Consider the following 20,399-nt stretch of genomic DNA (forward strand, 5'->3'; position numbering starts at 1 on the left):
GTAATTTGCCACAACCATGAGATTGTGGCAAGATTGATGTAAAACTACCTACATGAAAGGTATAATGGTAATTTTTTAGAAGCAGATTCGTGACAATTGCGTTATTGTCATGAATTTGTTTGGAGAAATTGATTTTTAAGGTATTTTTGTAAGAAAAACAAAATGATTATGGCACTAATAAACTGTTCTGAATGTGGTAAAGAAATAAGTGACAAAGCGGCAAGTTGTCCTCATTGCGGCAATCCAATGAATCAGCCTGTACCTAAAGAGGAAGAATATCTTTGCTGTCCTAAATGCCATTCACGCGAACTTCATGCCGAACAAAAAGGGTTCAGCGGAGGGAAAGCATTTGCCGGAGCTCTTCTCGTTGGTAACATTGGGCTACTTGCTGGTACAGACGGAAGTAAAGAGGTTAGAATTACTTGCCTAAAATGTGGTAATAACTTCAAGGCCGGACAAGCTCTAATAGAAATTGGAGAAAATGCGAAAAAGGAGTTAGAGAAAGACGTTGCTGATTTACTACGAAATAATCAATTCGAAAAGGCATTTGATTTATGTAAAACCAAGACTAATCATGAGTTTGAAAACATTATGGATTATCTTAACGAAATCTCCCGAAAATATAATATTGAAATCAAACAAAACAAAGGCTGTTCCGTTCTACTACTTATTTTAATAGGCTTCGGTAGCCTTATGTTTATTTTATAAGTTATTACCCTTTTATACTAAATTAGAAACAATAAAACTACTGTAACAGCTCCCCCTGCAGTACTAAACTCGAACTAAAGCAAAAAGAGGGCTAAAATTGAGCACAAAGGGATAGTTTACACAATAAAATCACGCTCTGACTTAGAAAATCTTCTGAAAATAGTTGATTAGTTAAAGGTAGTATATATATTTGTATATTGTTTAATATTAAAAAATACACTTTATGGGGTGGATTCTTTTTTTTATATTTCTATGTATCATATCTTTTGTGCTTGGATGGACTATTTTAGGATGGATTTTAGTAGCATTTTTTGTTACTGCTGTAGTTGCCCTTATATGGATAAATAATGAAAGTCAAAAGACACAAGAAAAATTAAAAAAAATCAATGAAGAAAGAGCCGAACGCAGAAAAGCTGAAATAGCAGCCAAAGAATCTATTTATAACTCTACCCTCTATGAATTAACATCAAAATACGGAGAACCCGCCAAAGTAATCAAACTTGGGGATTTAAACCTCGATAAAGAAATAATAGCTTTTGAACAAGCAAATCGTATTTGGATTTGCGGAAAAGACTTATCAATGAATGATATTCTTAGCTGCACTTTTAGTGACTCCCCTAAAGTCATAAAAGGAAAAGTTACTCAAGAGACTAAGACAAATAGTGGTAATATGGTTAAACGTGCAGTAGTTGGAGATGTTCTCTTAGGTGGTGCAGGGGCTGTTATTGGTGGTAGCACTGCTTCAAAAACTACTACAACAATCCAAGAAGCAGACAAGACTTATCATAATTACACTGTTATTATCAATATAAATAATTTATCTGAACCCATTATGAGAATTGAGCTTGGTGAAGATGGTAAAACAGTTAATGAAATCGTCGGTCTTATGAATGTTATTATAAATAGAAACCGTTAATTATGGCACTAATAAACTGTCCCGAATGTGGTAAAGAAATAAGTGATAAGGCAGCAAGCTGTCCACATTGTGGCAATCCGATAAATCAGCCCGCGCCTAAAAAAGAAGAGTACCTTTGCTGCCCTAAATGCCATTCACGGGAAATACACGCTGAGCAAAAAGGGTTTAGCGGCGGAAAAGCTTTTGCCGGAGCTGTTGTAGCTGGTGGAATTGGCTTGCTGGCAGGTACTCTTGGTAGTAAGGATGTGCAGATCACTTGTCTAAAATGTGGAAATAAATTCAAAGCGGGTGAAGCTTATATTGATAGTGAGAATCAAACTGAAGATGATATAATTCTAAATATCATTAGAACACAAGGCAAATTACAAGCCGTCAAATACTACAAAGAGGCCAAAAATATAGGATTAAAAGAAGCAAAGGATTATGTCGATAAATTGAATGGAAACATTCCAAGTACAAATAATGGAGGTTGCGCAAGCGTTATCCTTCTCTTTATTTTATTAAGTAGTGCCTTATTTATGTTCGCTTAATGGTATCTTTCTAAACATACGAACAAAAAGATCTAAAGGAAAAGCCCAGTCACTTCATTGTACCGGGCTTTTAGTTATCCTCTTTTCTGTTTTAACAGCTCTTTTCCTGACATCTTCTTAACCTCAGTCTTTTCTCCATCCCCATAAACCGTTCTCGGCTTATCAGCCATCATCAATACAAGTAATAAATAAGGTAATTCTTCATAAACTTCTTTGTAGGAAAGATTCAGATTTTCTATAAATGAAGCTATCTGTCCTGTGATGGTCTCCCCGCCTACTATCTTGTTTTTGCTATCATCTTTGCCAGCTCCATCACTGAGCCGGCACACTGAAAAAAATCTCGTCCAGCTATCAACTCAAAAGCGGCGAGAAAAGCAGAACATAATTCTTCATGTGTTCCTAAAAGTATTTGTCGGAATACCTTTTCTGATTCATCCTCATAATCTTTCACATCACCGACTATCAGATAAGAGAGTCCTTTTGCAATGTTTTTAGAGTGCTCTGAGACTATTTTCATCATTTCCGGGACTGTGATGCCATCTGGGATATCAACGAGGCTTAAATATCTTGTTGCCCTGGTTATTACTTTAATGCTTGGAGCTTTCATCACATAAGCCCTTCCGCCTATGACGATAATCTTGCTGTAGGTCCCGAAAAGTAATTCTGATATATTTTTAGCTGCTTCATTCATAGATTAAAAATTAGAGGGTGATTGCTCACCCTCGTTTTATAACATACAATTCTTAACCCTGTGGAGTGGTATCTTCTCCGTCTTCCCAGCGTTCGATAGGAACTCCCGTTTTAGTAGGCTTCAACGCTGTAAATACTAATGATAAGCCAATTGCTTTTTCATTTTCCTTACCAGATGCCCTAACGTCTGCACGAGGGAAAATAATATGTACACCATCTTCTGTTGTTGCCCGAACTGTGAACTCTTTTGACTCAACATGTTCTGCCCTCTCCCATGTACCAGGCTTACCTTCTGCGCCCGGTGTATACTTACCTCCTTGGAACTTTGCTTTAGTTTCCAAGTCATACCGTCCAATTGAAGCATTAACCCGAACAGCACCAGGCTTCTTGGTTGTATAATAAATAACACCATTCACATCTTTGTAGTCCTTCACTTCTGGGTCTTCATCTTCATAAGTAAAAGTGTCTTCATGTACTACTGGAACTTCTTCAAAAGTTGTTCCTTCTGCACCATCTGCTCCAATAGGAGCCACCTCCAATTTAATGAGGTTCACTACTACGATTTGCTTTCCTGCCATAATCATCTTACATTTAAAATTTCAAACATTATTTTTACATTCACAAAATGACACTCTAACTGAGTATCTTTCTCTTGATTTGTCGAATAAACTTTATAACGATAGGTAAAACCTTCAAAAAAGGAGACAGAACGTAAATCTGCAGCTTGCCGCTCTAATTCGGTCAATCTCTTTTTATCTGCCATACCGTTAATATCAGGAACACAGAAATTCACATCCACAAAGCCCTTCACCCAGAATTTACTAGGCTTAAACTCTTTTGGAATAATGTCTATCCTTTCTTCTGTTACTTTACCTTCCAAAATAGCATCCTTCTTATACGTAGGGATGCCAAACAGTTTCAAGTCCCGAACCAGAATAGTTTCTATGTCACCTGTTGTTATCATTCAAATTTCTCTTTTAAAAGCCTCTCCGCTTCTAAAGCGGTACCACTTAAAACTTCAAATCCTTTAGCTTCCACGTAGGATGCGTATTCCGTCTCATTCTTCAGCGTCAATCCCGTTTCGTCAACCTCGTATTCGTTAGATTTTCGAAGAGTTCCTGTGCGATCCTGATAGTCTCCGTTATCCTTAGCATATTGAACGGCTTCCTCTCCCACCTCAGTCATAGCGCTTTTGACTTCCCTTTTGAACTCATCAAAGACCGCATCAACATCTGAAAAGTCAAAATCTACAGCCATATTTCCGCATACTTGAAATAGTTAGACTTACCGGACTTGATAACCTTTCCTTCAGCTCTCACGCTTTCTCCGTCCAGGATTCTCACCTCGATACCTGCATTTATCCTCTCGCCCTCATAGACCACATGATAATTATAGTCATACATTACCCCGTTTACGGAGATTTGCTTCATCACGCCATTATCATCGCACCGGCAGGAACCGAAATCAGCCCAATCCTCTTTCGGGGAAATTGGGTTCATATCCTCGTCAAATGACGGACCGGACACGACCTTGACTATTAATCTATGTGGGGCGAATATCATAAGAACTTGACTTTGGGTTTATCGGTATTGAGTTCATCTTTCAATCCGTACTTTTTGCACAAGAAAGAATAATAGTCTTTAATACCTTGGATGTTCCAAGACATAGAAAAACCGCTTTCCCCGATTGAGGTTGCACGAAGTAATAGAGAGGGGATGAACTTCGCCATCGCTACAGAGACACGATTGTAGCAATCCTCGTTCATCTCATCCTCTCCGCTTATTTTCAAGGTAAGACACATATCCAAAAGGTCAGCCTCCGACAATTGAATGCCAAAAGTCTGGAACTTTTGTTGTATGTAGTCGTTTACCATCATCACTCGATACCTAATGCTTCTTTCAAAGCGGAAGTCTTTTCTTCGTCTAATTCACTAGCTTTAGAAAGAAGTGTTCCCTCTCTCATATTTGCAGTTACAGAGACACCTATAGACTTCAATGCTTCTACAACGTCTTTTTTTTCAAACTCCTGTTCGAAGAGAATAATTCCCTTAGAGGCTTTCTTCTCTTCAATGACTTCAACAAGCTTACGTCCCGACAGGTCTTTTACGCGGATTTCGTCTTCAAAATCAAGAACTGTACCCGGATTGTACACTTCGCCTGTAAACTTGTCGCGGAAAATATCAATCACTTTAATCTTCATAGAATCCTCCTTATCCCTCTGGGATAGCGTTCATGGTTGACAAATCGATATTCACAATCTTGTTCGGAGTTGTAAATTCAGGAATCCACTCTGCTGTGTACTCCATATATCTACCCTCTTCGTCACGATAGTTACATACGGACATCTGACCTTCTGCTGTATTATAAGAACGTCCCGGTACGGGGTCAGTCATTACATACGGCTTATGGTGGCGCATTTTCATCACCTTATCAGTCTGCAACAACGTAATACGGTTATCCGTATAAATCTGTACGTTCTCTCCGTTCTGATTTTCTACATAATCTTCCTTGATTTCGATTGCAGGAAGACCAATACCCGTAAATACGCTGGATGCCATTTGGTCAGTTACCAATCCCGCGTTAACCATGAACTCGCGTTCACCAAGAATCATCTTGAACTTATCCCCGAACTCGGAAGCACCTACAATGTTCTTCATAAATGTACCACGAGACATTATCATCTTGGAGAACACACCATATTTAGCTTTCAGCTTTTGAATCTCCTGCTGTAAGTAGGAAATAAACGCATTCTTTACTGAAGCATCAGGAGTAAGAAAATGGAACGGTAACTCAATATTAAGCAGTTCGATATTTTCCTTGTTATCCGCCATATAAACGACAGACTTCCCAGTCATCAGCAATTCAGGAACAACGATATCCATACGCTTATGTGGAGCAAGAAGAATCTGGCGGTAGTCATCAACGATGAAGTCTATGATTTCCTGCAAGATTGTACGCTGATCGGCAGTGTTGGCAGCATTGAACTTGTCAATGATATCCTGCAACTGTGATAAGCGTTCTATATCCATCTGATAGCGGTCGCCCAAGTAAGCAATCTCCGTGTAGCCACTTCCAAGGTTACGTCTTTCACGAATAGGTTTCTGGTCGTTCTTGCCAAGAATGGAGCCAGCGACAACACCCGTAACAGTACCCAAATAAGTTTTGAAAACACGGGTTTTGGTTTCCAAGAAATCACCGTACTGCTTCCAGTAGATTGTATCCAATCTCAGTTGGAGCACACGGTCAATCACCGCTTTTACAATCTGCGGATCTGTAAATAAAGTTTGTATGGTCAAATTCATATCTAAACTTTTTAGGATTAATACTCAAACTGGAAACGGCTAGTCAATCCTACCTTATCCAACTCGTGGATCGGGAGAATCAGTTTGCTTTCCTTCACTTCATACGCCTGCATCAGAAGAGTACAGAGGACAGCCCCATCGCTTTCAACTTTCTTCGCATCATAAAGAACGAAATTTGCTGTATTCTTTTTCTTTGTTCCATCCACTGCGATAGCTTCAAAAGAACTTCATCTTTTGCAATATCCTCGCCAAAAGCAGCCTCTATTGTCAGGACATCATAGTCCTTATTAGCCTTATCTATAGCGGTTACCTTCGCTCCCTTCTTACCGCTTCCAATAAACATGCCGACATAAGCCAGCGATTTCTTTGCAATCTTGATGGATAAAGCATCAGCCCCGGTTGTATAAGCTTCTACAACTTTTACGTTACGAACGGGAACCAGCGTATGCCTCACCAAATCGACTTGAACCGGAGTGAACACAGGCAAGAAAGAACCTACCACAAGGTTGGCAATATCCAACTTATACGGTCCGGACTTTCTCACGCCAGATTCGACACGGTAAAACTCCTGCGGTTCATACTGCGGAGTCAAGTCATAATGTGTACCTGCTGCCATTTAATTTACTTTTTAGATTCAACAATTTCTTTTGTACCCTCTGAAATCATGCTGGCGATAGCTTCGGTTTCAGTCTTGGTATCGCCACCGGTTTCAGGGCTTTTTACACTTGCAAGACCTGCGTCTACAAGTTCCTGTTTAGCATCCTTGAAATAAGCGTCCAAGTCTGCATCATCAGGAATACCGTAACGCTTTGCTTGTGATTCGGGAATGCCATACTCCTTTGCCTTTGCCAAAATCTGTTCTTGCCGGCTTGCTTGAATCTTCTCCGTTTCAATCTGGGTAAGTTTATCAGAAAGAGGCTTCACCGCCGCACTAATAGCATTGGCGATAATAGTCGCCATATCCGGTTTTTCTTCTGGGTCTGGATTTGGATTCCCTGTTTTTGCTTTCAGTTCATCAAGTTCCTTTTGTAGACCCGATTTCTCGTTTCTTACAGTGTCAATGTCTCCCTGAAAAGCTTTCAAAAGCCCTTCGACCCCACCTATAGCGGTTTCTATATGACTTTCTTCTGTAACGGTTTTAGATAAGTAGTCAGCCACCCCGTCAAACGCTTTATCACCAAACCCAAAGGTCTTATACTTCGTTTTCAGTGCTACTAAAATTTTTTCTTTCATACTGTATGAATTTTTCGTTTAAATTCTTTGATGTAAAAGTATATAGCCTATAAATGGGGAGAAAAAAATAAACCTATGAAATAGCCACAACCGAGAGATTGTGGTAAAAAAAATAAAAAGACGAGAAAAATCTTAGAGGAGCTTTAGCTTGGTTATCATCTCACCATAAATCCAATCAACATCTTGCCGGAAATATTTATCATACTGATGGCGAAAGGCAACTACTTTTACATTACGAGATATAAACGCTTTATCTTTCAACTGAACTGCTTCTGCTATAGCATCTCTTAAACCGACCAACATTTTCCCACCAGCCAATGTACTTGGTGAATAAAGATAAAGCACAATAAAAATAAACTTCTTCCTCTGTGTCACACTATCTACCCTGCCCGGACAATTCCGGCTTACTAATATCTCCTTAAACCATTCATATAGCTGCCCTATCATATTGAGATCGGTAAGCATTGGCTCTGTTAGCTCTTTCTCTCTTTCTGAAAGTCTTGATTTCTGTTCTCTGATGGATTTTATTTCTGCTATTTCACTAAACATGGCACGATTATTTAAAAAGTTAATAGTATATTTGTATCATAATCGTGTATGGGAGGCGGCGTTACTGGTGATTCGGGGCGTTGCCTCTTTTAATTATATTTCTCTGCTATCCTTTCAAATCTATCAGGGTCTATCAGCTTTGTTACAAATACATTGAATGCCTCTGTAGCTCTTTTTGAATTACCAGAAGAACTATCCGATTTACCGGATATGGAAGCAGCTAATTTCTCTGTGTATCTTTCTGTCACAGGAAGCAGAAGAAAGTCCATTTTATCAGAATATATACCGAATACCTCATAGGCATCTTCCCTGTAGAACTTAACCAATACCCTGCTGCTTTGGCAAAGAATATTGATTAACATGGCAAGGCTAGCAATCCTGTTATCGGTTCCGCTGATATGATGAACCAACATAATTTGGCTGATTGAGTATTTTAAGACATCAATATCTTTCATAAAGCAATCTTCCATATCCTGAAGGACAGAAGCTAATATTTCAGGAGAGGTATTAACGTGTGAACGCATATCCAGGTTGTACTTTGCAATTTCATATTCCGCCTTTTGGAAATCCCGTTTAGCAGAGAATCTGAATAATCCTGCTGTTTTAAGTTCTTCTTTTAGCATCAGGAGATGGTTGTATACCTGGTCATTAATAAATAACCCGGAGTAATGTAAGGTATGTTCCTTTGTTACTCCGGGTAGTGGGTTGATATGTTCTTTTTTGAAGTCGGCTATGGCTTGGATATAGCCGCAATAGTTGATGTTCATGAGTTACTATGTTGAAATAATGTTTTTTCTATATCATAATTATAAGCTAATATCTCAATACGTTTCTTAACCTTCTGCCCATTACCCTGTTGATTCACTTTCAAGTCCATTTCTATTGATTTGATATTCCAACCATATCTAGCTACGAAATATCGGAACGTTTGACACCAGTAGTTCGATAGGATGAACCTTCCTTTGATAGTGGAAAGAAGCAATAACAACTCGTAAAAGTTCTTATGTGTGTATCCGTAATAATGACCTTGGACACAACCAGGATAAGGAGGATCAAGATAAAAGAAAGTATCCTTTGAGTCTCTCTCTTTAATTACTCTTAAAGCATCTCGACTGGAAATTTGCACTTGATCCAGTCTATTCTTTAGTTGCTCTGAGAAATTGATTCGTTTGCTTTTGAGCATCACGGCAGAATGAGATCCTGAAGTTCCATTACACCATTTCCAACCACCGTGCATAGAACCAGCAAAAGACCCATTTGTTATCATCCATACCGCCCACGCCTTCTCAATATCAGAAGCCTCACACCGGCCGTTCCAAACATCTTTAGCATAGTAGTACATCGTTTCCGAGTGCAAGGTATTCCAAATCCTTTCTCGTAACTGAGGAAAATCATTCTGGACCGTCAGATAGAAGTTTATCAACATATCGTTATGATCGTTGATTACCTCTAAACCAGCTTTTGGTTTCCGGAAGAAGACCGCTCCACCTCCGAAGAACGGCTCACAATACAACTTATGCGCTGGCATCATAGAGATAATAATATCGGCCATGCGTTGCTTGCCTCCATAATATGTTATTGGGGTTTTCATTTAATTTAATTTTCTATTTGATTTTACTATATTTACCAAGTCAATCAATAATTTTCAAAAGATGAATTATGCTATAATCACAGAAAACGATGAATCAAATTGGTCAGACAAGACTGGCGAATTTTATCACCATCCTAAACGTTATTTGAAATACATTACAACGGGAACTAAAGTTATTTATTATAAAGGACGAATAACTAATAATGAATACAGAGACCGACGTTTAACAGATCAACCTCACTATTTTGGTGTGGCAACTATAGGTAAACAATATCTAGACTCTAAATCAGACAAAGAAGATTATTTTTCTGAAATTATAGATTTTAAAAGATTTGAATATCCTGTTTTTATAAAAATCAATGATATATATTTAGAAGACATTCCAGATAATCTAAAAGCAAATTATTGGAGAAATGCTGTTCGTCCTATAGAAAAGGAGATTTATGATCATATTCTATCTTTAGCAGATATCAACGAAGAAAGTATTTCTTATGTTGCTGATAATTATACAACAGAAATAAAAGAAGGTACTAAAAAGTTGGTTTATACAACTAAATATGAAAGAAATCCAAAATTAAGACAACAAGCAATAACCTTACATGGTTTGTCTTGTATGGTTTGCGATTTTAATTTCTTAAAAGTCTTTGGCGAGTTAGGAAGAGGCTTTATTCATGTTCATCATATAAATCCTCTTTCTAATTCAGGAGAACAGTTTGTTAATCCAGAAACAGATTTAGTTGTTTTATGTCCCAATTGCCATTCGATGATTCATCGCCAAAAAAATAAAGTTATGACAGTAGAAGAACTAAAAGAATTAATCATGAAGTACAAAAAGTAATTATTCTTTCCTGCAAGTACACTTCTTGCATCTTTGGTAAATACTTACCCGGTCTTTTTCCGACCGAAATAAAAAAGGGCAACCGAATTGTTTATCGAGTGCCCCATGGTAACCGCAATTATCCGGTTTATCAAAAGTCTTTTGAAATACCCGGTTAGGAAGTTTCAAGGCTTCTTCTGCCTGTTCTTTGCTTAATTGGTGGTAATACGTCATAACATCACATCTTTTAATTCCATATCCATTTCAATTAACTCTTGGAAAAAGGCTTTCAGGCATATTTCAACAGCCTCACACTTAATTCTATTTTCCAATATTTCATCAGGAAATTTCAATGCACCTTTTCCTTTCTTTGAATTTCTAACCTTTTCCATCACTGATAATTTATACTCCTTGCTCTGGTTGATAACCTTTTCTTTTTGCAGGAATTGGTACACTGTAACACAAGCAAAGCCAGGATTCCCCGTTTTTTTATAACTGTCAAAATAACGGAGACACATTTCTTTCATTTTCTGATTATTGTAAGCCTCCCCAGGGGCTGGTAAGGCGTTCTTTGCACGGTTCAAACTTTTCACTGCTTTATACCGTTCTTCACTCTGTTTATAGGCTTTCAACCAGTTATTGAAAGTAACTATGCTTAAACCATAGAATGTTCCATAATCCCCACGTACGCCATTCTCAAAAGCCACACGAACCTCTTGCATGGTTAATGAAGAATATCGGGCTTGTATATCCCTAAATAAGGCATTTGCCATAGTTGCAAGTTCATTTGGTAGAATTGTCTGTCCGGCTTGTGCGTATATTCCGCCAATTATGACAATGACATCCTGAACTGTATTTTTTCCGGCAGATATACGCTCCTGCCTGATTGCTAAATCGTATTTATCCATTTTGTGAGAGTTTTAACGCTTCTTCTACTGAAGCTTGCATTGTTGATATTTTACCGGATGGAGATTCTTTTATAGTTTTTTTCTGTAATTCAATAGAAAGCCAGCGGGCAAAGTGTGATTTTGCATCTTTCACCATCTTGGTTTGCTCTCCTTCGTTTTGCAGTTTACGGAAAAACTCTTGTAGTTTACCAGTAAACTGCTCAATCGTGATATGATTATTCATACACAGAGGTTCCCACCACACAGGGTCTGATATCAGGGTATTGTAACAATCCATGAGATTGAACTCGGAAACTTTACTCTCACGCGTATGCGCGTATTGAGAGAATATATTATTATTTATTTCTTTATATTCTTTTATATTGTTTCCTTGCTGTTTCCCTACTGTTTCCCCTGTGTTTCCTGTCTGTTTCTTTTGCTGTTTCTCATTTTCTGAACAAAAGTTGTATTTGTCGTAATTACAGATAGTTATAACGGTCTGTCCTGTTTCCTTTGGTGTTTCTTTTGTAATCATTTTAGCTGAAACGAGCATATCAAGAAATGAGTTAACCTTTTTAGTTGACCATTTCCAGCGATTACCAAGATACCGCAATGAAGCAGGGATTTGTCCTCTCATAACTGTTATAAGCCTATTTCCAATAAGTTCCTCCGTGTCTTCAAATCTTGTATCTTGTAATAAATCAATCCAAGCTTCAAACCTCGAATATACGCGCTCTTCGCACCAAAATGGGTGCTCAAATAGTCGCCTGCTAATAGGTATATAACCTTCTTTCATTACTCTATCTACTTTTGTTTAAAGTGCAAACACATTCTTATACCTGTAGCCCTGCCATGACCGGCAATAGGACAGTAACAGATATGGTTGATTACGGGTCCGGCTAACTTGCAATCTCTACAATTACATTTTACCGGACCAGTTTTAAGGATTGTCTTCTTTGACATGATATATTTTATTCTTATGATTTTAGGTGAAATCTAAAAAGAAAACAGTGTCTTAGAGTTTTTCTTTCTTCAATCTTTTGACCTCATTCTTGTAGTATTCAATTTTCTCCATATAGTCGGAGGTGGTCCACTTCTCTATAGTTCTTTTTGCTGAATCCAATTCTTCCAGGACTGAGACACCATACATTTGTATGATGGCGCGTTTGTATTTTTCTATATTACCACGGAGTCTGATATTGCAAATACTACACTGACTGTGGCAGTTTCTTTCATCATACCGTGTTTTGATATGCCGGCGGTCTATAAAATGCCCGTTCTGTATAAGTTGCCAGCGCCATATGGAACCACAAGTAATACATTTGCAGAAACCATTATCATTTGCGTCACGAAGACGGATATACTCTGAGAATACGCTGTCCAATCTCTTTTGTAGGATAGGGATGGTCAGGCGTTTGGATTTTGTTTCATTCATACTTCTATCAGTTTAAATTCGATTCTTGGATTTTTCTTATCCACAAACTTTTCAGCTATAATCTTTACACATTGCCGGTCATTTTCTATCGCTTTACAGGATTGTAGGCAATCGAGGATTATTTTCAACGCATTATCTAAATCGGGACGTTGGCTTGAGTTGAAAACATGGAGGTGTAGCTCAAATAACCCTTTGATGTTCTTGTTCCTATAATGGGAGCATTGTAGGTAAAAAGATTTTTCATAAGAATCCAGGGCTTCTGTTTTAGCTAAAGAGCTATGTTTACCATTTATCCCGGAGACAGATATTATTTTGTAACTGTTGCTTTTGCTTGGAACCTGTCCGAATATTCTTTCTACCATTCCCTGTTCTTCTTTTGATTGATTAAACACAGACCAATCCAAATGAGAGCCATGATACCCAGAATCAACATAACAAGGAAAAGAGCTTGTGACCAGTTGTTTAATGTTTCTATGTTCATTTGTTCTTAAGGAATTTATTAACAAAATACACTTGCCCCTTACCTGTTATCTTCACTGTCTTTGACACAGTTGTATGACCATCGGAATGGGCAATAACAGTTTCTTTAATTTCCATCAATCCTTGTTCCATGCTTCTTTGTGTAGGCATATTATAGCTTTCCCCGGTTTGTCTTATCAAATACCCATTGCATCTCATCCATTCAAACAAACGTCGTTGCCCTGTTTCTATACCGTTCTGTCGGATTAATTTTGCAAGGTCGCCTATCAAAATTGAAGAGCAGGAAGAAGATACGGCATTGGCAAAAAGGACTTTGGGAGCTTGTTTTATATTCTCTTCTTCTAGCTGCAAAATCTTCCGTTTATTTTTTTCTATTGTAGACTGTGCTATCAAAAGGGCTTTTGCCATAATATCGGACTCTGAGTCATCGCTATTAGATACGATATAGCCACCGTCTTTTCGGATGGAGGGGAGAACCTCGGAAGTTACCCATCGTTTTATCTGTTTTGCTCCAGGTAACTTGGAGGACAACACTAAAGAGTAAAAGCCCGATTCGTTAATAACGGTAACATTTCTGTTCTGGCTGCCGTCGTAAATCGCGACGGTAGCTTTATCCTCTTCATCTATATGCTTGGAAATGGCATCCCTTGTATTTTGGTATCCCAACATTCCTGCAACATCTGATCCTACAAACATAGGATTCCCATGCAATTCAACCACTCTTGCTTCGCCGAATTGCTTATTTTTGAAAACCTGAATATTCATAATTGTTAATTTTTCTGAGATGGATTGTGAATAATAGATTTAATACGCGAGATGAATCGTATATTATCTTCGGCTTCCCTAAGTTTTTAAAAACGGAATTCCGTTCTTTAAGTTTTCCCTGAAATCATACGGTTTTAGCACCCGCTTTCATATCTCTAACCCTTCAATCAGGAGTTGTCCGCATCCCATAAACCAGACCTGTGCAGCCTGTGTACGTTGTAAAAGCGCCATTTCGATAGCCGACTCTTTGAACCGGCTTTCGTCATATCCCGCCTTCTGACGAATAAAGGATTGGGTCCGTGAAATCAAATCCCCGTCACCGGATTTAGGGTCACGGGTGATAACCTCTTTAGCCTCCCTCATTTTTTCTTCGATGGATTTGCTTTCACCTGTAATAGCTTTTTCAATCTCCTGCTTGTCCATATCGCTGGTGCGTTTGTCCACTTCTGCGTTAAAAGGGAAAACATCCATGATAGCTGTTTCGGTAACGGAAGCAACCGTATAGTCTGCCATTGTCCCTTTCATTCCCTCTTCCAATACGGCGATTGCTTCTTTTAATGTTGAAGCCTGAGCTAACATAGAAGCGGCAGTTTTCTTTTCGACTCCGCTCTTTTCATCCAAAGTGATAAAATATACCTTGAACTTATAGAAACGGTCCCCATTCTCATTAAAGAACAATTCCGACAGGCGGGCACGTTTAATGTCTGTTACTGTAAACTCTCCGGTTATGAAGGGGCGGATTTCTTCGATGATACGGGCTTCTGCTTCTGTAAAAGAAAGGGCGTCCACAAGGTAGGGTTCCGTTACTTTTTTCTGCATCCCGTTTTCTAATATCTTTTCGTAAGATATTTTACATTCAAACCAGTTGTGCATCATAATTTGTCATTTTGTTAGTAGTAAAAAACTAATCTTTTATCAAAGATTCCCTAACAGGCCTTTTATCTAAAATACAAACTGGATGGATGTCAAGAAAATCAAATTTATCATATAAAGCATCCAGTATTTCCCCCTTTTTTAATTTTCTTGAATGAAGACCTTTTGATGTATAAGTACAAAATAAATTTCCAATGAGTCGAATTTCAATGGGAGTTCCTAAATGGTTGTATTTATAATCTCCATTGTTACCAAAATACGCAAGAATAAGTTTTCCTTCTACTAATGCCTGACAAGCATCATCTTTTTTCAATTTCATAATTTTATTTCGTTTTAAATGTTGATTTATTAAAAGAGTCTGTATTCTCTATTAATTTGGTTTGCCTTTCTTTCCGTTTCAACCCTATAACTTGTACTGTTAACGAGAATAGATGGTATCTAAACGTTTATCGGCGCTGATTATCTGTTTCATTCCGAACTTATTGATTACTATATGGTATTTACGGACTGCTTTTATTCTTCATTTTGTTATTTATATAAATAAATTTTGTACATATACCAATATAATCGATAATCTAGTTTAATATTAATACGTTCTTATTCATAACTATTGTTTATTATTAAAAATCAATGCCGCAATATATAGTTTAAATAAATAGTATAATCTCTTAATAACAAAATTTACACAATAGATATAAAATAGAATTTTGAGCTCTAAAAAAGTTAAAAAAGCACTTTGAGAAAAATGGTTCTTTTCTAAAACGACAACTATTAAACATAATATTTACATTTTATTCGTTTTATAATAAAAACACAAGACTAAAAATAGAAAATGAAATACAAAAGTTAACAAATACTTAACATTATATAGATCTTGAAATGTTAAATCATGTATTTGTTCTATCTACTAAAATTCTTGACTTTTTAAGTTATTAATCAATGTTGAATTATATAATCTCCGTAATCTTCAATATACTTAATGCCAGCACGGCAAAGCGTCTCCTCTACGTCCACTTGACATAAACATGCATCTGGTATTATGTCATTATATCCTTCTGCATGGACAATGTCCGTTATCTGCGGGAAATGTTCCTCTAATTGTTTTGGGGATTGTATTTCCACATCCCCATCGTAAATGAGTATGCACATCTTATTAAGTTTTGAATTTTATCGGGTTCCACTTCGTACCTGTTCCAAACTGCTCCGGACGGAAACCTTTAATCCGGAGCCAGTATTTAAATTGTTGTTTATCCATTTTTTTGTATATTGCCTTAGTTTGTATTATTAAAACGTTACATATGGGTACTTTAGGCTGCATAAATGATATGTTGCAACGGGATAAAGAAAACCGTGAGCTTCGCAAATTGAATAGGGAACGGATGAAAGAACGTCAAAACCGCCTTATGGAAAATGGGAAAAGCATTGATATGTCTAATATTACTATTGAAAAAATGGAAGAAATTCAGAAAAAAACCATAGAAAAAAAGGATTTAGACAATACTTATTTATCTAAAGTAAAAATAGCCTTCGCTGTATGTGCGTTGCTCATTATTCTTTTAGGCTGGCTTATTTCTTAAATTTTCTCCATTAAATTCTTCATATACTGACAATTCATGTCACATACTTTAGTTTTCCATTCCAGTCTATGTGTATAGTTACCACATTCATACCGGGGGGAAATTTTATAAGAGGAACAAATATTCCGATAAGCCTCTATCGCTTTTAACCTTTCCCATTCGGCTCCGGCAATAAAAGCAGTTTCATAAACAGCCTGCCCAACAGCATCCGCAGCTATATTGGGGTTATATCCTGCTCTTATAGAGCTTTCTTTTGCAGCATCTTTTACATTCATGATTCAGTTCTTTCGTGAGATTTGAAATACCCATTAATCTATTTAGTCCTTAGGATTGTTATATATTTGCATCAAATTAAACTTCAATAATTTTTTATGAAAACAAAATATTTACTCGCTATTTTCATTGTCATTATAGGAATTAGTTTCTCATCTTGTGCAACTCATGCTCACATGCACCATAAACCCAATAAGGTAAAAACGATTCCTCCGGGACAAGCTAAAAAGATCACAGGTGAAAAATCCGCTAAGCGACATGCTCCAGGACATAACAAATAATCTTTAGTAGAGCTATCTGAAAACAACAGATAGCTTCTTTTCTTTAGATTGTTAGTCAATTTCACAGTAATAACCATTCTCACGCATATATTCCGCAATAGCCTTTTCTCCTATACTATCAAGAATATTGTCGATATCACGAGCGTCAATGTCTGCCATGAGGTTAACACATTCAACTCCAGCAGGATCAATTTGAACATTTGTTGCTTTTACATCTATTGATATTGTTACCATAGCTCGTTATTTTTTAGTTTGGAATTAATAACATTTTTCACAAAATACTCCTCTGGGGGTATTATACACTCCTTCACCCGGTTTAATAACCTTTCCGCATTTCTTACATTTAAGTCTTGTGTCTAAAGGTTTAATAGCATCGAAGTATGGAAGACGTATTGTGTTAGGTATTCCATCTACAGCCACGTCGTGCAGAGCTATCCCTTTCTCTTTAGCCATCTTGGCACCAGCAGCGATAACATCCTGCCAAGAATTAAAAGCAGCAACTGCATCCCCTTCTTCATAACAGTAAAACCTGTCATGAAGCTTTTCTAATTCTTCCTTGGTGATAGGTCTTTTCAGCTCAAAGGATTCAAATCCGACCATCTCTCTTAGCTTCCCGTAAAAATGCCTTGCATCGCTACTTATTCCTCTAAAGGAAGTTATTTCTATTATCGCCTTCGGATGATTTATTCTTTCCATGATTCATTTATTCTTAGATTAGAGCCACCCCGAGAATAAATCAGGGTGGCTAATTGTTTTTAAATTAAATATCCATTCCCTGCAAGAGAACGGGCGTTTTCCTGCAAAGTCATTTGATTATACCGCGACAGGCATTCACTTGATTTATGCCCGGTACAACTCTTTATCCTGTTTTCCGGGATATTGTCAATTATACAGTTTGTTATAAATCTCCTCCGGGCTGTATGGGATGTTATCAGCTTATATTTAGGGATAGACCTTGTAACGATTTCCCCGCCAACTTCCCTTTCATAAGTTACTAGTTCAGTCAAACCTACTTTCTTGCAAATATCTTTGACTACTTTATTGAAATACTGTATACAACAGGCTTTAGGAAGACAATTATTGTATTTAGCGAATATTTCTTTCACATACCGGGTAACCGGTATACAAACCTTTGTCTTTTTCGTCAACATCTGGATATTATCCCCAACAATGTTGCGAATAGAAAGATGGGAATAATCAGAGAATCTTAACCCTATCATACAGCCCAGAAGAAACAGGTCCTTCAATTCATCCTCGCGCTTTGTCAAATCGTTGAAATAATAAATGCGGGCAATCTCCCTTTCTGTGAGATAGACAAAGAACAGGTCTTCGTTCCTTATCCTGACATCCGAATAAGAGGTATCCACCGCCCAGCCATTTGCATGAGCTTTCTTCAAATAGTATTTCATGCGCTGGATAATGCCTTTAATGGTGTTTACCTTCAACTTCCTGTCAATATGAAGAAAGCCGGCATAATCATCCAACAGTTCTTTCCCTATCTCATCGGTGTTATATGTTTCATCATATTTGTCTTGAAAACGGATGAAGTTCAAGAGTGCGGCTTTTAGTGACAGAAGGCACTTTGCACGCGGGTTCCTTTGCAAGAAGATGGTTGCAAACTGTACAAAACTACAAACAGGAAGGTTACGTAAATATTCACTTTGTAATGACATTCCTGTGTAAGCTGAAAAATCAATTTTTAGTGCTGACATAACCATAATATTTTGAATTGTAATTAATAAGCACTATATTTGTGTAGTGCTTTTGGGATTGATAGCCTGTAAAGCCATTAAGAGATTACAAAACCCGGATAGCTCCAACTGTCCGGGTTTGCTTTTCCATACCAAACCTATAAATCACACTCAATTCTCAATATCCACCGGATGAAGCTCCTTTGTATTCCATTCCGGTTGTTTCATCGCAATCAATCCTAAGTTACCGCTTTCCGCGTAAGCATCATAACCGGGGTATTTGCCGGACTCTTTACACTCTACAACCGTTTGTAGGGCTTGCCGGTACTTGTATTTCCCCACTTCGAGGTCTTCCGGGTCCCAGACAAAAGCCGCCAGTCCGAAAGGTGGGATAGTTTGTGCCATAACCATGATTGTGCTCCTGAAATCCCGCCCCGTTACCGCACTGGCGACGTCCAGGTACATACCTTCGGATAGTTCATAACAGAGCTTGGCTGTCTGGTAGGTGAAATGACCGATACTTTCCGCGCGGGTAGACTTTACAGAAATAATGGTGTCGGCACCTATATTCTCCGAAAACTGCATGGCATCCGGCCGGATACGCAGTGGTACCCCATAAACCGGTTCCTGATAATAAAGGGAAGTTTCCCTTTTACTGTGTTTGAACAGTTCAAAGAATACACCGTCGCCATAACGTTTATAGTTGGAATAGATGATACTTACGATAAGGTAGTTCGTTTCATCTATTGCCTGAAAACCGGATGTGGTCCTGAGTACCGCATAATATTGCCTTAGGCCATCCATTTTATCAAGGTCGAATCCGGCTTTTACGATAGTGTCTTTAATCTCCTCCCTGTTCCGGGTCCCATCCTCCTCGTTTGATTCGGATAGCTTGTCCTCCCAGAATGAAATAAGGGCTTTCACCCCGTCTTTGGTATTCAATTTGTAACCCGGTTCAATAACGACACGTTTGAATTTGCGAGGTTCAAGGATTGCCTGATGGATAAATTCGCCTAACACAAAATAATTCTTTGCCTTCTGGTATGCCTCCAACTGGTCTTTCCAACCGGATTCCAGAGCGTAATACAAGTGAAGCGGTGATTTTAAGGCTTCTTTCAAAGCACCGGAGTTCAGGAAATCTTTTGCCGCCAGGTATTTTTCCATCGACTCCTTTATGACAAAGCCGTTCTTTCTAAGGCTGTCCGAGTAGATGTGGCAGGACTGTTCCCTTTCCCGGATAAAAGTCGCTATCTCATGCGGGGTGGCATAGTCTTTCAAAGAGCGGGTGTAGTCTATGCTTTTTGATGCACTGCCCTTTTCAGACAAAAAAGAGAGGGATTGCATGTCCAACCCCTCTGCCAGATAACTTAGGTCTTCCATCACCCTAACATTACAACGTCGAAAATCATCGTACTGCCTTCGGTAGACTTGTTTGTTTTCTTACCCTTATAGACAATCAGAAGAGGCGTCTGTTCCGGCAAAGCCCTTACCGCATCGACAAGCACTTTCTGCCCGGAAAGGAATATTTCTTTTGGAGAAACAAAGATGCCGCATGTTATGGCTTCCCCCTGGTCGTTCGGGACATCTTTCAATCCCATATAATAACACCGTACCGGTTTATCTTTCAATGCCGCCCAATCATCAGCAGAACGGTATTTGGTAGTAAGGGTAAACTTACTTTCCATTGTTTCCAACTTCCCGATAGACTCTGTATCCGGGATAAATAATGTTACCTGCTGTCCGGCAACCTGACTTAATGATGTTGATTCCATGATAAATGTTTTTTGAGTGTTGATACTAAA

Annotated in this window: 34 protein-coding genes and 1 pseudogene; 6 read left to right on the top strand and 29 right to left on the bottom strand. The window is 38.1% G+C overall.

Annotation, left to right across the window (positions count from 1 at the left end; translation table 11 throughout):
* Nucleotides 1–168 precede the first annotated feature (168 nt).
* The 3 genes from ACGE0T_RS10820 (at nucleotide 169) to ACGE0T_RS10830 (ending at nucleotide 2,154) form a co-directional block, all read left to right on the top strand.
* Entirely contained in the window at nucleotides 169–708 is a 540-nt protein-coding gene (locus ACGE0T_RS10820; protein ID WP_459186669.1) for a zinc-ribbon domain-containing protein, read from the top strand.
* A 223-nt stretch (nucleotides 709–931) separates the two neighbouring features.
* Nucleotides 932–1,624, top strand: a complete 693-nt coding sequence (locus ACGE0T_RS10825) for a hypothetical protein (RefSeq protein WP_459186670.1) — start codon at nucleotides 932–934, stop codon at nucleotides 1,622–1,624.
* A gap of 2 nt (nucleotides 1,625–1,626) precedes the next feature.
* Nucleotides 1,627–2,154 (top strand): zinc-ribbon domain-containing protein, encoded by a 528-nt coding sequence (locus ACGE0T_RS10830; RefSeq protein WP_459186671.1) that lies wholly within the window; start codon nucleotides 1,627–1,629, stop codon nucleotides 2,152–2,154.
* A 74-nt stretch (nucleotides 2,155–2,228) separates the two neighbouring features.
* Here the strand turns inward: ACGE0T_RS10830 and ACGE0T_RS10835 are convergent, their stop codons facing one another.
* The 14 genes from ACGE0T_RS10835 to ACGE0T_RS10900 form a co-directional block, all read right to left on the bottom strand.
* Nucleotides 2,229–2,483 carry a hypothetical protein gene (locus tag ACGE0T_RS10835; RefSeq protein ID WP_459190530.1) on the bottom strand — a complete coding sequence of 85 codons (255 nt, stop codon included), beginning with the start codon at nucleotides 2,481–2,483 and terminating at the stop codon, nucleotides 2,229–2,231.
* Nucleotides 2,432–2,845: a hypothetical protein gene (locus ACGE0T_RS10840; RefSeq protein WP_459186672.1), complete on the bottom strand. Its 414-nt coding sequence runs from the start codon at nucleotides 2,843–2,845 to the stop codon at nucleotides 2,432–2,434. The genes ACGE0T_RS10835 and ACGE0T_RS10840 overlap by 52 nt, the downstream gene beginning before the upstream one ends.
* A 52-nt stretch (nucleotides 2,846–2,897) precedes the next feature.
* Complete coding sequence (locus ACGE0T_RS10845; protein ID WP_459186673.1) at nucleotides 2,898–3,422, bottom strand: hypothetical protein; 525 nt, start codon at nucleotides 3,420–3,422, stop codon at nucleotides 2,898–2,900.
* Nucleotides 3,423–3,424: 2 nt separating this feature from the next.
* The gene (locus ACGE0T_RS10850) at nucleotides 3,425–3,808 is read right to left on the bottom strand and encodes a hypothetical protein (RefSeq protein ID WP_459186674.1); all 384 of its coding nucleotides are present in this window, start codon (nucleotides 3,806–3,808) and stop codon (nucleotides 3,425–3,427) included.
* On the bottom strand, nucleotides 3,805–4,101 hold the full coding sequence (locus ACGE0T_RS10855) for an HK97 gp10 family phage protein (RefSeq protein ID WP_459186675.1): 297 nt from the start codon (nucleotides 4,099–4,101) through the stop codon (nucleotides 3,805–3,807). Before ACGE0T_RS10855 ends, ACGE0T_RS10850 begins: the two co-directional genes overlap by 4 nt.
* Nucleotides 4,092–4,343, bottom strand: a complete 252-nt coding sequence (locus ACGE0T_RS10860; protein WP_459186676.1) for a hypothetical protein — start codon at nucleotides 4,341–4,343, stop codon at nucleotides 4,092–4,094. The genes ACGE0T_RS10855 and ACGE0T_RS10860 overlap by 10 nt, the downstream gene beginning before the upstream one ends.
* A gap of 59 nt (nucleotides 4,344–4,402) precedes the next feature.
* Nucleotides 4,403–4,720: a DUF6706 family protein gene (locus ACGE0T_RS10865; protein ID WP_459186677.1), complete on the bottom strand. Its 318-nt coding sequence runs from the start codon at nucleotides 4,718–4,720 to the stop codon at nucleotides 4,403–4,405.
* Nucleotides 4,720–5,043: a hypothetical protein gene (locus ACGE0T_RS10870; protein WP_459186678.1), complete on the bottom strand. Its 324-nt coding sequence runs from the start codon at nucleotides 5,041–5,043 to the stop codon at nucleotides 4,720–4,722. The genes ACGE0T_RS10865 and ACGE0T_RS10870 overlap by 1 nt, the downstream gene beginning before the upstream one ends.
* A 10-nt stretch (nucleotides 5,044–5,053) precedes the next feature.
* The gene (locus tag ACGE0T_RS10875; RefSeq protein ID WP_459186679.1) at nucleotides 5,054–6,145 is read right to left on the bottom strand and encodes a hypothetical protein; all 1,092 of its coding nucleotides are present in this window, start codon (nucleotides 6,143–6,145) and stop codon (nucleotides 5,054–5,056) included.
* A 112-nt stretch (nucleotides 6,146–6,257) separates the two neighbouring features.
* The gene (locus tag ACGE0T_RS10880; protein WP_459186680.1) at nucleotides 6,258–6,761 is read right to left on the bottom strand and encodes a head fiber protein; all 504 of its coding nucleotides are present in this window, start codon (nucleotides 6,759–6,761) and stop codon (nucleotides 6,258–6,260) included.
* Nucleotides 6,762–6,766: 5 nt separating this feature from the next.
* Nucleotides 6,767–7,378: a hypothetical protein gene (locus tag ACGE0T_RS10885; RefSeq protein ID WP_459186681.1), complete on the bottom strand. Its 612-nt coding sequence runs from the start codon at nucleotides 7,376–7,378 to the stop codon at nucleotides 6,767–6,769.
* A 132-nt stretch (nucleotides 7,379–7,510) separates the two neighbouring features.
* Nucleotides 7,511–7,927 carry a hypothetical protein gene (locus tag ACGE0T_RS10890; RefSeq protein WP_459186682.1) on the bottom strand — a complete coding sequence of 139 codons (417 nt, stop codon included), beginning with the start codon at nucleotides 7,925–7,927 and terminating at the stop codon, nucleotides 7,511–7,513.
* Nucleotides 7,928–8,016: 89 nt separating this feature from the next.
* The gene (locus ACGE0T_RS10895; RefSeq protein WP_459186683.1) at nucleotides 8,017–8,694 is read right to left on the bottom strand and encodes a hypothetical protein; all 678 of its coding nucleotides are present in this window, start codon (nucleotides 8,692–8,694) and stop codon (nucleotides 8,017–8,019) included.
* Entirely contained in the window at nucleotides 8,691–9,518 is an 828-nt protein-coding gene (locus ACGE0T_RS10900; protein ID WP_459186684.1) for a DNA adenine methylase, read from the bottom strand. The genes ACGE0T_RS10895 and ACGE0T_RS10900 overlap by 4 nt, the downstream gene beginning before the upstream one ends.
* 61 nt (nucleotides 9,519–9,579) lie before the next feature.
* Between ACGE0T_RS10900 and ACGE0T_RS10905 the strand changes: the two genes are divergently transcribed.
* On the top strand, nucleotides 9,580–10,356 hold the full coding sequence (locus ACGE0T_RS10905) for an HNH endonuclease (protein ID WP_459186685.1): 777 nt from the start codon (nucleotides 9,580–9,582) through the stop codon (nucleotides 10,354–10,356).
* Here ACGE0T_RS10905 and ACGE0T_RS10910 read toward each other — a convergent pair whose 3' ends face one another.
* The 9 genes and pseudogenes from ACGE0T_RS10910 to ACGE0T_RS10950 form a co-directional block, all read right to left on the bottom strand.
* Nucleotides 10,357–10,569, bottom strand: coding sequence for a hypothetical protein (locus tag ACGE0T_RS10910; RefSeq protein ID WP_459186686.1), 213 nt, complete (start codon nucleotides 10,567–10,569; stop codon nucleotides 10,357–10,359). It lies immediately after the preceding gene.
* Nucleotides 10,566–11,243 carry a hypothetical protein gene (locus ACGE0T_RS10915; RefSeq protein ID WP_459186687.1) on the bottom strand — a complete coding sequence of 226 codons (678 nt, stop codon included), beginning with the start codon at nucleotides 11,241–11,243 and terminating at the stop codon, nucleotides 10,566–10,568. The genes ACGE0T_RS10910 and ACGE0T_RS10915 overlap by 4 nt, the downstream gene beginning before the upstream one ends.
* Entirely contained in the window at nucleotides 11,236–12,018 is a 783-nt protein-coding gene (locus ACGE0T_RS10920; protein ID WP_459186688.1) for a DUF7833 domain-containing protein, read from the bottom strand. The genes ACGE0T_RS10915 and ACGE0T_RS10920 overlap by 8 nt, the downstream gene beginning before the upstream one ends.
* Before the next feature lie 219 nt (nucleotides 12,019–12,237).
* On the bottom strand, nucleotides 12,238–12,657 hold the full coding sequence (locus ACGE0T_RS10925) for a recombination protein NinG (RefSeq protein ID WP_459186689.1): 420 nt from the start codon (nucleotides 12,655–12,657) through the stop codon (nucleotides 12,238–12,240).
* Entirely contained in the window at nucleotides 12,654–13,019 is a 366-nt protein-coding gene (locus ACGE0T_RS10930; RefSeq protein WP_459186690.1) for a RusA family crossover junction endodeoxyribonuclease, read from the bottom strand. The genes ACGE0T_RS10925 and ACGE0T_RS10930 overlap by 4 nt, the downstream gene beginning before the upstream one ends.
* 115 nt (nucleotides 13,020–13,134) lie before the next feature.
* On the bottom strand, nucleotides 13,135–13,902 hold the full coding sequence (locus ACGE0T_RS10935; protein WP_459186691.1) for a phage antirepressor: 768 nt from the start codon (nucleotides 13,900–13,902) through the stop codon (nucleotides 13,135–13,137).
* A gap of 423 nt (nucleotides 13,903–14,325) precedes the next feature.
* A pseudogene (locus ACGE0T_RS10940) lies at nucleotides 14,326–14,775 on the bottom strand (DUF4494 domain-containing protein); the annotation flags it as partial.
* A 31-nt stretch (nucleotides 14,776–14,806) separates the two neighbouring features.
* Nucleotides 14,807–15,094 carry a hypothetical protein gene (locus ACGE0T_RS10945; protein ID WP_459186692.1) on the bottom strand — a complete coding sequence of 96 codons (288 nt, stop codon included), beginning with the start codon at nucleotides 15,092–15,094 and terminating at the stop codon, nucleotides 14,807–14,809.
* Nucleotides 15,095–15,711: 617 nt separating this feature from the next.
* Entirely contained in the window at nucleotides 15,712–15,924 is a 213-nt protein-coding gene (locus tag ACGE0T_RS10950) for a hypothetical protein (RefSeq protein ID WP_459186693.1), read from the bottom strand.
* A gap of 149 nt (nucleotides 15,925–16,073) precedes the next feature.
* Between ACGE0T_RS10950 and ACGE0T_RS10955 the strand changes: the two genes are divergently transcribed.
* Nucleotides 16,074–16,352 (top strand): hypothetical protein, encoded by a 279-nt coding sequence (locus tag ACGE0T_RS10955; RefSeq protein WP_459186694.1) that lies wholly within the window; start codon nucleotides 16,074–16,076, stop codon nucleotides 16,350–16,352.
* On the opposite strand, the gene ACGE0T_RS10960 is transcribed toward ACGE0T_RS10955, so the two are convergent.
* On the bottom strand, nucleotides 16,349–16,627 hold the full coding sequence (locus ACGE0T_RS10960; RefSeq protein ID WP_459186695.1) for a hypothetical protein: 279 nt from the start codon (nucleotides 16,625–16,627) through the stop codon (nucleotides 16,349–16,351). The genes ACGE0T_RS10955 and ACGE0T_RS10960 overlap by 4 nt on opposite strands.
* Nucleotides 16,628–16,723: 96 nt before the next feature.
* Between ACGE0T_RS10960 and ACGE0T_RS10965 the strand changes: the two genes are divergently transcribed.
* Nucleotides 16,724–16,906, top strand: a complete 183-nt coding sequence (locus ACGE0T_RS10965; protein WP_459186696.1) for a hypothetical protein — start codon at nucleotides 16,724–16,726, stop codon at nucleotides 16,904–16,906.
* A gap of 51 nt (nucleotides 16,907–16,957) precedes the next feature.
* On the opposite strand, the gene ACGE0T_RS10970 is transcribed toward ACGE0T_RS10965, so the two are convergent.
* From ACGE0T_RS10970 to ACGE0T_RS10990, 5 genes are all read right to left on the bottom strand, one after another.
* Nucleotides 16,958–17,140, bottom strand: a complete 183-nt coding sequence (locus ACGE0T_RS10970) for a hypothetical protein (protein WP_459186697.1) — start codon at nucleotides 17,138–17,140, stop codon at nucleotides 16,958–16,960.
* A gap of 24 nt (nucleotides 17,141–17,164) precedes the next feature.
* Complete coding sequence (locus tag ACGE0T_RS10975) at nucleotides 17,165–17,602, bottom strand: hypothetical protein (RefSeq protein ID WP_459186698.1); 438 nt, start codon at nucleotides 17,600–17,602, stop codon at nucleotides 17,165–17,167.
* Nucleotides 17,603–17,661: 59 nt separating this feature from the next.
* Complete coding sequence (locus tag ACGE0T_RS10980; protein WP_459186699.1) at nucleotides 17,662–18,618, bottom strand: phage integrase SAM-like domain-containing protein; 957 nt, start codon at nucleotides 18,616–18,618, stop codon at nucleotides 17,662–17,664.
* A gap of 150 nt (nucleotides 18,619–18,768) precedes the next feature.
* Nucleotides 18,769–19,977, bottom strand: coding sequence for a PD-(D/E)XK nuclease-like domain-containing protein (locus ACGE0T_RS10985; protein ID WP_459186700.1), 1,209 nt, complete (start codon nucleotides 19,975–19,977; stop codon nucleotides 18,769–18,771).
* On the bottom strand, nucleotides 19,977–20,369 hold the full coding sequence (locus ACGE0T_RS10990) for a hypothetical protein (protein WP_459186701.1): 393 nt from the start codon (nucleotides 20,367–20,369) through the stop codon (nucleotides 19,977–19,979). The genes ACGE0T_RS10985 and ACGE0T_RS10990 overlap by 1 nt, the downstream gene beginning before the upstream one ends.
* Nucleotides 20,370–20,399: the final 30 nt, after the last annotated feature.

The sequence above is a fragment of the Parabacteroides sp. APC149_11_2_Y6 genome (assembly GCF_054506995.1).